Annotated in this window: 7 protein-coding genes, 3 tRNA genes and 2 pseudogenes; all 12 read left to right on the top strand. The window is 69.8% G+C overall.

What is annotated here, in order from left to right; genetic code table 11:
* Positions 1 to 27: 27 nt before the first annotated feature.
* A pseudogene (gene serA / locus BCY76_RS08805) lies at positions 28 to 1627 on the top strand (phosphoglycerate dehydrogenase).
* A 45-nt stretch (positions 1628 to 1672) separates the two neighbouring features.
* Positions 1673 to 3280, top strand: coding sequence for a methionine--tRNA ligase (gene metG, locus BCY76_RS08800; RefSeq protein WP_070159521.1), 1608 nt, complete (start codon positions 1673 to 1675; stop codon positions 3278 to 3280).
* Between the two features lie 108 nt (positions 3281 to 3388).
* Complete coding sequence (locus BCY76_RS08795; RefSeq protein WP_070159523.1) at positions 3389 to 4501, top strand: 3-isopropylmalate dehydrogenase; 1113 nt, start codon at positions 3389 to 3391, stop codon at positions 4499 to 4501.
* Positions 4502 to 4570: 69 nt separating this feature from the next.
* Positions 4571 to 5643 (top strand): annotated as a pseudogene (locus BCY76_RS08790) (branched-chain amino acid aminotransferase).
* 70 nt (positions 5644 to 5713) lie between these two features.
* Positions 5714 to 6487 carry a fumarylacetoacetate hydrolase family protein gene (locus tag BCY76_RS08785; RefSeq protein ID WP_070159524.1) on the top strand — a complete coding sequence of 258 codons (774 nt, stop codon included), beginning with the start codon at positions 5714 to 5716 and terminating at the stop codon, positions 6485 to 6487.
* A gap of 27 nt (positions 6488 to 6514) precedes the next feature.
* Positions 6515 to 8023 (top strand): glutamate--tRNA ligase, encoded by a 1509-nt coding sequence (gene gltX / locus BCY76_RS08780; protein WP_070159526.1) that lies wholly within the window; start codon positions 6515 to 6517, stop codon positions 8021 to 8023.
* A complete protein-coding gene (locus tag BCY76_RS08775; RefSeq protein WP_070159528.1) occupies positions 8020 to 8751 on the top strand; it encodes an HAD family hydrolase in 732 nt (243 codons plus the stop codon). Before gltX ends, BCY76_RS08775 begins: the two co-directional genes overlap by 4 nt.
* 71 nt (positions 8752 to 8822) lie before the next feature.
* A tRNA-Gln gene (locus BCY76_RS08770) sits at positions 8823 to 8894 on the top strand.
* A 79-nt stretch (positions 8895 to 8973) separates the two neighbouring features.
* Positions 8974 to 9046 (top strand) — tRNA-Glu (locus tag BCY76_RS08765).
* A gap of 83 nt (positions 9047 to 9129) precedes the next feature.
* Positions 9130 to 9205, top strand: a tRNA-Glu gene (locus tag BCY76_RS08760).
* 128 nt (positions 9206 to 9333) lie between these two features.
* Entirely contained in the window at positions 9334 to 11868 is a 2535-nt protein-coding gene (locus tag BCY76_RS08755; RefSeq protein ID WP_085437539.1) for a helix-turn-helix transcriptional regulator, read from the top strand.
* The coding region (locus BCY76_RS08750) for a hypothetical protein (RefSeq protein ID WP_139827705.1) at positions 11865 to 12842 on the top strand (978 nt) is incomplete at its 3' end. The genes BCY76_RS08755 and BCY76_RS08750, both read left to right, overlap by 4 nt.

Raw genomic sequence — 12842 nt, 5'->3', positions numbered from 1 at the left:
ACCATCAGCACCGAGAAGAAGGACACTGTGAGCAGCAACCGCCCCGTCGTCGTACTTGCCGAGGAGCTCTCTCCTGCCACCGTCGAGGCCCTCGGGCCCGACTTCGAGATCCGTCAGTCCGACGGCACCGATCGTCAGCGGCTCTTCGCCGACGTCGCCGACGCTGAGGCGATCATGGTGCGCTCCGCCACCACGGTGGATGCCGAGGTGTTCAGCCACGCCCCTCGGCTCAAGGTCGTCGCCCGCGCGGCGTCGGTCTGGACAACGTGGACATCAAGGCCGCCACGGCCGCCGGCGTCATGGTGGTCAACGCCCCGACGTCGAACATCGTCTCCGCCGCGGAGCTGACCTGTGCCCACATCCTGGGGCTGGCCCGGCACATCGCCCCCGCCACCCAGGCGCTGAAGGGCGGGGAGTGGAAGCGGTCGAAGTACTCCGGCGTGGAGCTGCAGGACAAGGTCCTCGGCGTCATCGGGCTCGGCCGCATCGGCGGGCTGGTGGCCGAGCGGATGAAGGCCTTCGGCATGGAGCTCATCGCCTACGACCCCTACGTCACCTCGGCCCGGGCCCACCAGATCGGGGCCCAGCTGGTGAGCCTCGACGACCTGTTCGCCAAGGCGGACGTCATCACCATCCACATGCCCAAGACCCCTGAGACTCTGGCATGCTCAACCGCGAGGCCTTCGAGAAGATGAAGGACACCGCCTTCGTCGTCAACGTGGCCCGCGGCGGTCTCGTCGACGAGGCGGACCTGGATGCCGCTCTGGCGGAAGGCCTCATCGGCGGCGCGGCCATCGACGTCTTCTCCTCCGAGCCGTCCACGGACCTGCCGTTCTTCGGTCGGGAGAACGTCGTCGTCACCCCTCACCTGGGAGCCTCGACGTCGGAGGCCCAGGAGAAGGCCGGGGTCTCCGTGGCGCGTTCGGTGCGTCTGGCCCTGGCGGGCGAACTGGTGCCCGACGCCGTGAACGTGGCCGGCGGCGCGATCGACGAGCTGGTCCGCCCGGGCATCCCGCTGGTCGAGAAGCTCGGCCGGGTCCTCAACGCGCTCGCCTCCGACGCCTTCACCGACATCGAGACGGAGGCCGCCGGGGAGCTGGCGGAGCACAACGTCGACGCCCTGCAGCTGGCCGCGCTGAAGGGGCTGTTCACTGACGTCGTCTCCGAGCAGGTCTCCTACGTCAACGCGCCCGTTCTCGCCGAGCAGCGCGGCATCGCCACCCGGCTGACGACCACGCCCGACGTCGAGGACTACCGCAACGCCCTCACCGTGCGCGGGGCCACCGCCTCCGGGGTCAACCTGGAGGTCCGCGGCACGCTGACGGGTCCCAAGCAGATCGAGAAGATCGTCGGCGTCAACGGCTACGACCTCGAGATCCCGTTGACCGACCACCTGGTGATCTTCGAGTACGCGGACCGCCCCGGAGTGGTCGGAGCACTCGGCCGCATCCTCGGCGAGGCGGAGGTCAACATCGCCGGAATGCAGGTCTCGCAGGACACCCGGGAGGAGCGGGCCCTGGCCGTGCTGGCCGTCGACGCGGCCCTGCCCGCCGGAGTCCTGGACACCATCGCCCAAGAGGTCGGGGCGGCCCTGGCCGCCGAGGTCGACCTCGAGGACCGCACCTGAGCCTGGACCGCGTCTGACCGGAGAGGAACTGAGGGACCACCTGAGATGTCTCAGCCTGCCTACTACCTGACCACGGCGATCACCTACCCCAACGGTGAGCCGCACATCGGCCATGCCTACGAGTACATCTCGGCGGACGTGATGGCCCGATTCAAACGGCTCGACGGCTACGACGTCCGCTTCCTGACAGGGACCGACGAGCACGGCCAGAAGGTCCAGCAGACCGCGGACCGTGAAGGGATCACCCCGTACGAGCTCGCCACGCGCAACGCTCAGGCCATCAAGAAGGTCGACGACGAGGTCCTCGGCATCTCCTACGACCGGTTCATCAGGACGACCGACGAGGACCACTACGCCGCCTCGCAGGCCATCTGGCGCCGCATGGTCGACGCCGGAGACATCTACCTGGACCGGTACGCCGGCTGGTACTCGGTGCGGGACGAGCGGTTCTTCGCCGAGGACGAGACCGAGGTCCGGGAGGACGGTGGACGCTACGCCGTCGAGACCGGCACTCCGGTGACCTGGACGGAGGAGGAGAGCTACTTCTTCCGGCTCTCCGCGTACCAGGAGAGGCTGCTGGAGCTCTATCGCTCCCACCCCGAGTTCGCCGCTCCGGCGAGCCGCTTCAACGAGGTCATCCGGTTCGTGGAGGGCGGTCTGGAGGACCTGTCGATCTCACGGACCACCTTCGATTGGGGCGTGCCGGTGCCGAAGGACCTCACCGCGGGGGACACGGAGCTGGACCACGTGATGTACGTGTGGGTGGACGCGCTGACCAACTACCTGACCGGTGCGGGCTTCCCGGACACCGACTCCGAGCAGTTCCGTCGTCGCTGGCCCGCCGACCTGCACATCATCGGCAAGGACATCTCCCGGTTCCACTGCATCTTCTGGCCGGCGTTCCTGATGAGTGCAGGGCTGGAGCTGCCACGTCGGGTGATGATCCACGGATTCCTGCACAACGCGGGCGAGAAGATGTCCAAGTCGGTGGGCAACGTGGTCGCGCCCGCCGCCTGGACGGAGACCTATGGGCTCGACGCGGTGCGCTTCTTCCTGCTGCGCGAGTTCCCGTACGGGCAGGACGGCTCCTACACGCATGAGGCCGTCGTCGGGCGCAAGAACTCCGACCTGGCGAACAACCTGGGCAACCTTGCGCAGCGCTCCCTGTCGATGATCGTCAAGAACTGCGACGGCGCACTGCCGAGCCCGGGAGAGCTGACCGTCGAGGACCAGGTGATCCTCGACCAGGCCGCGAGCCTGCTGGAGATCAGCCGGACCGCTTATGAGAAGCAGGACTTCCACAGGGCGTTGGAGCGGACCTGGTACGTGCTGGGGGAGGCCAACGCCTACTTCGCCGAGCAGGCGCCGTGGCAGCTGAAGAAGACCGATGTGGCGCGCATGGGCACCGTCCTGTGGGTGACAGCGGAGGTCCTCCGCCGAGTGGCCCTGCTGATCCAGCCCGTCATGCCGGAATCCGCCACCCGACTCCTCGACGCTCTGGGCGTGGACGCCGGAGGGGACGCCGGGGCCACCAACGCCTCCAACACCGGCCCCCGCAGCTTCTCGGCCTTCGGCGAGCAGCTGATCGGCGGATCACCGATCGACAGGCCCCAGCCGATCTTCCCCCGCCACGAGGAGCCCGCCGCCGTCTGACCCGTCCCCGCGGTCCGGGAGCGGCTCGCCCGGGCCGCGGTCTCAGATGCTGAGAGTCCCGACCTCCGCTCTCGCCGAGGCCCGCAGCGAGCACCTAGCCTGAGTGGCATGGCTGACATCGTTGCAGAGACTGCCGCCGGCGCGTCCGTGGACCCGTCCGGCACCACGTTCGACTTCGCCGTCATCCCCGGCGACGGGATCGGCCCTGAGGTGATCGCCGAGGCACGCCGGATCCTCCAGGCCGTGCTGGACTCCGCCTCCGTCGAGGCCACCTGGACCGAGTACTCGTTGGGCGCCTCCCACTGGAAAGACACCGGGGAGACCCTCTCGGAGGAGACCCTCGAGCGGCTGCGCGGTCACGACGCGATCCTCTTCGGGGCCGTGGGGGCCGACCCGCAGGACACCCGCGTCCCCTCGGGACTCATCGAGCGTGAGCTCCTGCTGAAGCTCCGGTTCAGCCTGGACCACAGCATCAACCTGCGTCCCGCCCGCACCTATCCGGGCACCGCGACGCCGCTGGCCGGGGACCCCGAGATCGACTTCGTCGTGGTCCGGGAGGGCACCGAGGGGCCCTATGTGGGCAACGGGGGCACCATCCGGCGGGGCACCGCCCATGAGCTGGCCACCGAAGTTTCGCTGAACACCGCCCACGGGGTGCGCCGTGTCGTCGCGGACGCCTTCGCCCGGGCCGAGCGGCGCCGCGGCCGACTCACCCTGGTGCACAAGCACAACGTGCTCACCCATGCCGGGGACCTGTGGCGCCGCACCGTCGAGGCGGCGGCCGCCGAGCACCCGGCCGTCAGCTGGGACTACATGCATGTCGACGCCGCGACGATCCACATGGTGCAGGATCCGGGCCGCTTCGACGTGATCGTCACGGACAACCTCTTCGGAGACATCCTCACCGACCTGGCCGCCGCTGTGACCGGAGGGATCGGCCTGGCCGCATCAGGGTCCATCAACGCCGAGGGGACCGCTCCGTCGATGTTCGAGCCCGTCCACGGATCTGCACCCGACATCGCGGGGCAGCAGATCGCCGATCCCACGGCCGCTGTGCTCTCCGGGGCGCTGATGCTGCAGCACCTCGGTCTGACCGAAGCTGCGAGCCGTCTGGAGCAGGCCGTCCACGCCCAGCTGGCCGCCTGGGCGGAGGAGCCGGAGGGCTCCCGAGGGCTGAGCACCGCTCAGCGCGGAGAGGCCATCCTCAGCCGCCTCGGCTGAGGCGCTTCTCAGCGGCTCGGTCGGCGGTAGAGTGGACCGCATTCACAGAACGAGCGAAAGGCTGCTCCCATGAAGTTCGACGTCACGTCACACCCCGAGCCGACGCCGGAGGCCCGTCGCCAGCAGATCCTGGCCGACCCGGGCTTCGGCACGAACTTCACCGACCACACCGCGGTGATCGACTGGACCCAGGACGCCGGCTGGCACTCCGCCCGCATCGAGGCCTACGGCCCCATCACCCTAGATCCCGCCGCCGCCGTGCTGCACTACGCGGAGGAGATCTTCGAGGGGATGAAGGCCTACCGGCACGCAGACGGCGGCATCTACACCTTCCGCCCCTATGCCACGCCCGGCGCATGAACCGCTCGGCCCGTCGGATGGCGATGCCGCAGCTCGACGAGGAGCTGTTCGTCCAGTCCCTGGAGGAGCTGCTGGCCCTGGACGCCGGTTGGGTTCCCTCCGGAGAGGGCGAGGCCCTGTACCTGCGTCCGTTCATGTTCGCCACGGAGGCTTTCCTCGGCGTGCGGCCCGCCCGGGAGTTCACCTACCGGGTGATCGCCTCCCCGGCGGGAAACTACTTCGGCGGCGAGCTCAAGCCCGTGCGCATCTGGGTCTCCCGCGACTTCGCCCGGGCGGCTCCCGGCGGCACCGGCGACGCCAAGACCGGCGGCAACTACGCCGCCTCTCTGGCCGCCCAGGCGCAGGCTTCGGAGCAGGGCTGCGACCAGGTGCTGTTCCTGGACCCGCTGCATGACAACGCCATCGAGGAGCTGGGCGGCATGAACGTCTTCCTCGTCACCTCCGATGGACGCCTGATCACTCCCGAGCTCACCGGCACCATCCTCGAAGGCATCACGCGGGACTCCGTCATCCAGCTCGCCAAGGATCGCGGCATGACGGTCGAGGAGCGGCGTGTGACCCTGGACGAGTGGGACCGAGGGGTCCAGGACGGCACCATCACGGAGGTCTTCGCCTGCGGGACCGCCGCGGTCATCACCCCGATCGGGGAGCTGCGCGACGGTGACCGCACCATCGCCTCCACCGGCACCGGAGACGTCACCCAGGCCATCCGAGACGAGCTGCTGGGCATCCAGACCGGCGTCGTGGAGGATCGCCACGGTTGGATGCACCGGCTCGCCTGAGAGCCCTGCCACACAGGATCCTGCCCGGGGCCTCCGCGAGGACGGGCGCCGGGGCGATAGGGTGGGATGCATGCGCATCGCACGTTTCGTCACCGACGCTGAGCCCGCCTTCGGAGTCGTCGCCGGAGAGCCCGGGCAGGAGACCATCTCCGAACTCATCGGGGATCCTTTCTACCAGGGCATCCAGCAGACCCAGAACACCCATGACCTGCAGGATGTGCGGCTGGTCGCGCCGATCATCCCTCGCAGCAAGGCCATCGGGGTGGGCCGCAACTACGCGGACCACGCCAAGGAGATGGGCAATGAGCTGCCGGTCTCTCCGCTGCTGTTCCTGATCCCCAACACCGCGGTGTCCGGGCCGAACGAGCCCGTGACGCTGCCCTCCTTCTCCGAGGAGGTCAGCTACGAGGTCGAGCTGGCCGTGGTGATCGGCCGGATCTGCAAGGACGTGCCCGTCGAACGCGTCGACGACGTGATCTTCGGCTACACCGTCGGCAACGACGTCACCGCGCGCGACGCCCAGCGCAGCGACGGCCAGTGGGCCCGGGCCAAGGGATTCGACGGCTCGATGCCGCTGGGGCCCTGGATCGAGACCGAACTGGATCCCGAGGGCCTGCGCATCACCGGTCGCCTCAACGGGGAGACGGTCCAGGACGGCACGACCTCGGACATGGTCTTCGGCGTCCCCGAGCTCGTCTCCCACATCTCGCAGGCCTTCACCCTGCTGCCCGGTGATGTGATCCTCACCGGCACCCCCGCCGGCGTCGGGCTGGTCTCCTCCGGGGACCGCTTCGACGCCGAGATCGAGGGGATCGGCACCCTCGTCACCCATTTCCGTCGTTAGACCATCCACAGGAGCCACCACACCGTTATGAGCATCCCCGTCGTCGACGCCTCCACCCCGGTCCGCGTGAGATTCTGCCCCTCGCCGACCGGCACGCCCCATGTGGGCCTCATCCGCACCGCGCTGTTCAACTGGGCCTATGCCCGGCACACCGGCGGCAAGCTGATCTTCCGCATCGAGGACACCGACGCCGCCCGGGACTCGGAGGAGTCCTACCAGCAGCTTCTGGAGGCGCTGCGCTGGCTGGGCCTGGACTGGGACGAAGGCGTCGAGGCCGGGGGAGACCATGGCCCCTACCGGCAGTCCCAGCGGGGCGAGATCTACGCGGACGTCCTGAAGCGGCTCCAGGACGCCGGGCATGTCTACGAGTCCTTCTCCACGCCGGAGGAGGTCGAGGCTCGGCACCGGGCGGCCGGACGTGACCCGAAGCTGGGCTATGACAACGCCGACCGCGACCTGACCGATGAGCAGATCGCCGCCTACCGCGCCGAGGGACGTGAGCCGGTGCTGCGACTGCGGATGCCGGACGATGACCTCACCTTCACCGACCTGGTGCGCGGGGAGATCACGTTCTCCGCCGGCTCCACGCCGGACTTCGTGGTGGCTCGGGCCAACGGCAAGCCGCTCTACACCCTGGTGAATCCCGTGGACGACGCGCTGATGGAGATCACCCATGTCCTCCGGGGCGAGGACCTGCTGTCCTCCACGCCGCGTCAGATCGCGCTGTACCGCGCACTCCACGACGTCGGGGTGGCCCGGCACATGCCGCTGTTCGGGCACCTGCCCTATGTGATGGGGGAGGGGAACAAGAAGCTCTCCAAGCGGGACCCGGAGTCGAACCTGTTCCACCACCGGGACCGTGGCTTCATCCGTGAGGGGCTCCTGAACTACCTGGCGCTGCTGGGCTGGTCGCTGTCGGCGGATGAGGACATCTTCACCGTCGAGGAGCTGGTCGAGCACTTCGACGTCGCCGATGTGCTGGCCAACCCGGCGCGCTTCGACACGAAGAAGGCCGAGGCGATCAACGGCACCCACATCCGCCGCCTCGAGCCCGGCGACTTCCGGGACCGCCTGGTGCCCTACCTGCAGGCGCTCGGTCTGGTCGGTGACGAGCTGACGGCCCGGGAGGCACGGATTCTCGACGGCGCGGCCCCGCTGGTCCAGGAACGGATCGCGCTGCTGGGCGAGGGGGCGGACATGATGGCTTTCCTCTTCGTGGCGGACGCAGAGCTCGTCATCGAGCCGAAGGCCTTCAGCGGTTTGGGGGAGGACGTGCTCGGCACCGTCGACGCCGCCGTCGCCGCTCTCGACGCACTGAACGACGACGCCTGGACGACGGAGGCCATCGAGGAGGCGCTGCGCACCGCACTGGTCGACGGCCTCGGGCTGAAGCCGCGCAAGGCGTTCGGCGCCGTGCGCTCGGCGGTGTCCGGTCGGAAGGTCTCCCCACCGCTGTTCGAGTCGATGGAGCTGCTGGGTCGGGAGTCCTCGCTGGCGCGTCTGGCCCGCTTCCGCGCCGAGGTCGCCGCCCGATGAACGCCTGCGGGGTGCTCTTCGACGTCGACGACACGCTTGTGGACCTCGAGAGCGCGATGCGCGCGGCGTTCCGCGACCTGGCCTCGGCGCATCTTCTCCAGGAGGGGACGGTGTGGGAGGACGCGGCCTGGGAGGCTGCGCTGGGCACCTTCTGCGAGGACGCCGGGGGCCAGTACGCGCGCTATCTGGCGGGTGACCTGAGCTTCCTGGAGCAGCGGATCGCCCGCGTCCGGGACGCCTACCGGGCGGCGGGAGCGCCCGTGCCGGACCCGCAGAGCCTGCTGCGGTGGGAGGACGAGTACGAGCAGGTGGTCCGTCGCCGGTGGCGTCCGTTCGACGACGTGCCGCAGGCGCTGGACCGCCTGCGGCACGCGGGTGTGGCGGTCGGTGCGGTGACGAACAACGTGGCGGACTATCAGCGGGAGAAGCTGCGCATCGCCGGTCTGGAGAGCATCGAGGTCGTCGTGGGCACCGACACTGTCGGCGCGGTCAAGCCCGATGCGGCGATCTTCCATGAGGGGGCGCGACAGCTCGGGCTGGCTCCTGAGCGGTGTGCCTATGTGGGGGACAACCCCGTCGTCGACGGCGCGGGCGCGCGGGAAGCCGGACTGGTCTCCGTCCTGGTAGATCGGCGGGACCTCGTCGACGCTCCTGCCGGTGTGACGAAGGTCTCCACGCTCGAGGCCGCCGTCGATTTTGTGCTCGGGGCACCTGCTCGTGTAGAGTAGTTTCCCGTTGCGGGGCGCACGGAAACCTCGAAGGAGCGATCCTCAAGGGCCGAATGTCCGGCAGACGCCGATGGGCTATGGTGTAATCGGCAACACAGCGGTTTCTGGTACCGTCGTTCTAGGTTCGAGTCCTAGTAGCCCAGCTCGATCCGTTCTGCGGATCGAAAATCCAGTGGAGACACTGGTTCGGCCCTCGGAGACGAGGGCCGAACAATGACATAGGGCCCCATCGTATAGCGGCCTAGTACGCCGCCCTCTCACGGCGGTAACGCGGGTTCGAATCCCGCTGGGGTCACGGTTGGTGGTCTCTCATCCCTGCGGGGGTCGGAGACCATCTCTCCGTCAGCTGTCTGCGCAGGCGGCTGGAAAAGTGAATATGGCCCCATCGTATAGCGGCCTAGTACGCCGCCCTCTCACGGCGGTAACGCGGGTTCGAATCCCGCTGGGGTCACCATATTCGGAAATGCCTCGGATCTTCGGATCCGGGGCATTTCTCGTCGGTGGACATGGCAGAAGGCGGCGACCTCTTCCCGACAGCGAGGACTTCCCTAGGATGCATGATGTATCGCTGAAAGGTGGTCCATGTCCCGCGCAGGCTCGGCCATTGTGCCAGGCGGCGCCTCACTCAGCTCCTGGGAGGCCCAGCGCCGGCAGGCACAGGAGCACTGGCAGTCATGCCCGGCACCCGCACTTCTGGTCGAGGGAGAGCATGGGCTGGCCCCGGAACGGATGGTCCACCAGATCGCCCGACGCACCGAGACGCACCTGGTGGAGATCCACGACCTCCACCGCCTGCCACGGCTCGGTGACCTGAGCGACCTGGGTGACCTGGGCGACTTGGAGGGCCTCCAGCACGTCGGCGACCTGGCCGACGCCGAGGCGGCCCGCGCAGAGGCCCCGACGACGGCGCTGCTGCTTCGTGACATCACTCGTCAACCTCCTGCCCACCTCGAGGCCGTCGACGCCGTGCTCAGAGCCGGCGCCGTCCCGGTGGCGGTCACCGCCCGCCCAGGGCCTGAGTACGGGCACCGGTTCGTCCGCGCAGCCGGTCAGGGCAGAGGGCTGCGCCTGAGGATACGTCCGCAGACCTTCCACGACACGGCGAGGACGCTGGCGGAGATGCTCGGGGCCCCTCCCACCGCCGCGCTGGCCCGCCTGATGCACCAGCATTCCCAGGGACGGATCCTCGAGCTGGAGAACCTCGTGGCGATCGGTACAGCCGAGGGCTGGATCGTCGACTCAGCCGGACGAGCGGCGGTCGCGCGGCTGCCTGCCTGGACGGATCGACGCACCAGGTCGCTCGTGGTCGACCGGCTCGCCGCGGCTGTCGGAAGTGACGGTCTGGAGGTGATGCGGCGGCTCGCCCGACGGGGCCCCCGTGAGCTGGAGGAGCTTCTGCACGGCGACCAGCCCCCTGAGGCGGTCTTCGCCCTGGAGGCCGAGGGCCTGGTCCGCCTGACGGGACGCACTGCGTCGCTGACGCACGCTCTGCATCGGCATGCCCTGCGGGAGCCGGGGGCGTCCGCGGGGAACCCCACTGGACGGGACGTCGCTGGACCCGGCGGCACCGCACAGGACGAGGGCCACGACGCCCTCGTCGCGGCCGCGGCTCTGCTGGGCGCCGGAGAGATCACCGCGATGCACGTCGCGCTGCTCAGTGCCGACGGATCGGGGACCGGCGAGCCCTGCCCGCCAGAGCCCGGTGCGGGGCGTCCTCCGGGCATGGTGGCCGAGGCGCTGGACTCCCGAGTGCGCTGTCTCTCCGCTGCCGCGCTGGCGGCCACCGGAGAGATGCACGCCGCGTTGGCGCTGCTGGGCCCGCCGCACGCCGACGTGCGGTCCGCGAGCCTGCCCGGGACCCTGCATGCCTTCATCCGATGGGGCCTGCTCCAGGACAGGATGGGACGCCCCCATCACCTCGGGACGGGTTCTGAGACCGGACTCGCCGGACGACTGCGGTCCTTCCACGATGGGGGTCCGCGGGAGTGCCTGCGCCGATTCTCGCCACCGGCGCGGCGCCCCGCGGAGGACTCGTCCCGCGGAGGAGAGCAGATCCTCCCCGATCTGGACGCCCGCCGTCTCGAACGCTGTGTCGCCCTGGCCTTGGAGGCCTACGCGGCGGCCCAACTGGATGAATGCGCGCGGGCCCGGGAGTCGCTGGCGGAACTGGAGGCGATCGGCGAGCCGAGCGTCCCGGTGGTGTGTCTGTCCTGGGTGACAGACCGGATGGGCGTCGCCCGCACTCTGCTGGACCTCAGCCTGCCGACGGTCCCCGGGGCCTTCCGGGACCGGCAGCCTCCTGAGCGGATGCTCCTCACAGCCCAGGCCGCCGGTGCGGTGGAGCTCTTCGCGGAGGTCGCCCGCGGCACCCCTCCTGAGGAGCTGCGGGAGCGCCTGGACGACCTGTGGAGCCAGTTCGAGGCCGAGGGGCCGATCGGGCATGTGACGCGTAAGCATCTGGAGGCCCTGGACTTCCTCGTCGACGGCGACAGGTCCCGTCAGCTCCAGGGCCCGCCCGGAGCGTCGGTGGCGCTCGTCGGAGAGAGTCTCGCGGATCCGTGGGTGACGGTGATCGTCGAACTCGCCCGACTCCTGCATGCCCCGGTCGAGGAGCTGACGGCGACGCTTCGCGCTCGCGGAAGACGGACCGAGGCGCTGCCAGGGGTGCGCAGGCTCATGGTTCGCTGTGTGGCGCTGCGCCGAGGCCATGACCTGCCGAGGACCGCGCTGGTGGAACTGAGGCGAGCGTGCCGACGTCTGGACGTCGAGACCGAGCTCGTCGATCTGCTGACCGCGCATCTGGCGGATGATGATGCGGCGAAGGACGAGGCCGAGGAACACCTGCGACGCCGACGTCCGCACCTGCGGCCGAGGCTGGAGGGCTCCGGCCTCGGCCCGGGTGGTCCCGTGTGGACCCAGGCGCGCATGCTGCTCTCGCCCAGGGAGCAGGAGATCGTCGAGCTGCTGCTCCGGGGGCTCTCTTCGGCCGATGTCGCCGATCGGGCCGGGATCAGCGTCAGGACGGTGCAGACGCATGTGCGGCATGTGTATCGCAAGCTGCGGGTGACCTCCCGCACTGAGCTTCGGGCGCGGCTGATCAGCAGGAGCACGCCATGATGCTGCCCTCTCCGCTGCTCGTCGACGCCCCAGACCTCCGCCCAGACCGCGCGATCGCGGATGCGGTGCTGGGGTCGCACCCGCGTGATGTGGTGCTGGCGCTGATGCCTGCCCTGTGGGGAGCCGAGGAGCTGGTCCTGCGGCTCGGCGAGCGGGCACCGCTGCATCGACTCCACGACGCGACCGCGGGCATCCCGCCCGGGCACCCGACAGGCGGGCTGCTCGTGCTGGACGAGCCCGCGGGCCAGGACCCGTCCGCCCTGGAGGCCCTCATCGCGTCCGCCGCGCAGGCCCGTCACCGGCTGGTGATCCCCCTCCGGAGCGACCTCGACGTCCCCGCACCCGTCAGGGCCCACGGGGGGACGGGGAGGGTCGTCCTCGCGGGCGTGCGCAGCCTTCGTCCCGAACAGGTGGTCGAGGCGATGGTCCGTCACCTGGAGGGGCCAGTGACGTCTTCAGCGGCGCGCCGTGTCGTGATGCTCAGCGACGGACAGCCGCAGGCGGTCCGGATGGTGCTGGAGCGCGCTCGACGGACGGGTGTCCTCCACGCCGTCGACGGGGCATGGCGGTGGCGGTCCCAGGACCAGTCCTTCCGGTGGGCCTTGGCCGAAGGGCTGCCCGAGCTGCTGGCGGGCCTCGACGCGGCCGAGCATGAGCTGCTGCGCGTCATCTCCTGCGCTTGGAGGCTTCCGGAGTCCTGGGCGGTGGGGCGTTTCGGCGTCGAGGTGGTGGACAGCCTCCTGGCGCAGGGCCTGATCTCCGCGACGGACGGCACCCCGCTCGGTCCCACCGTGCTCGCGGTGAGGTCGGGGATGCTGGGTCTCGGGCTGAGCACGGAGCTGCGGCCGGCAGAGGACGCTCGGCTCTGGTACACGGCCGGGTCCGCCGTCCACCAGGAGGCGGTCGGTGCCGCCGCCCAGGCCGGGATCGCCTGGTGGGCCGCTCGAGTGGGTCGGTCGATCCCGGCCGGAGAG

The sequence above is a fragment of the Nesterenkonia sp. PF2B19 genome (genome assembly GCF_001758425.2).
GTDB lineage: Bacteria > Actinomycetota > Actinomycetes > Actinomycetales > Micrococcaceae > Nesterenkonia > Nesterenkonia aethiopica.
This window is presented reverse-complemented; position numbering and strand designations above follow the sequence as displayed.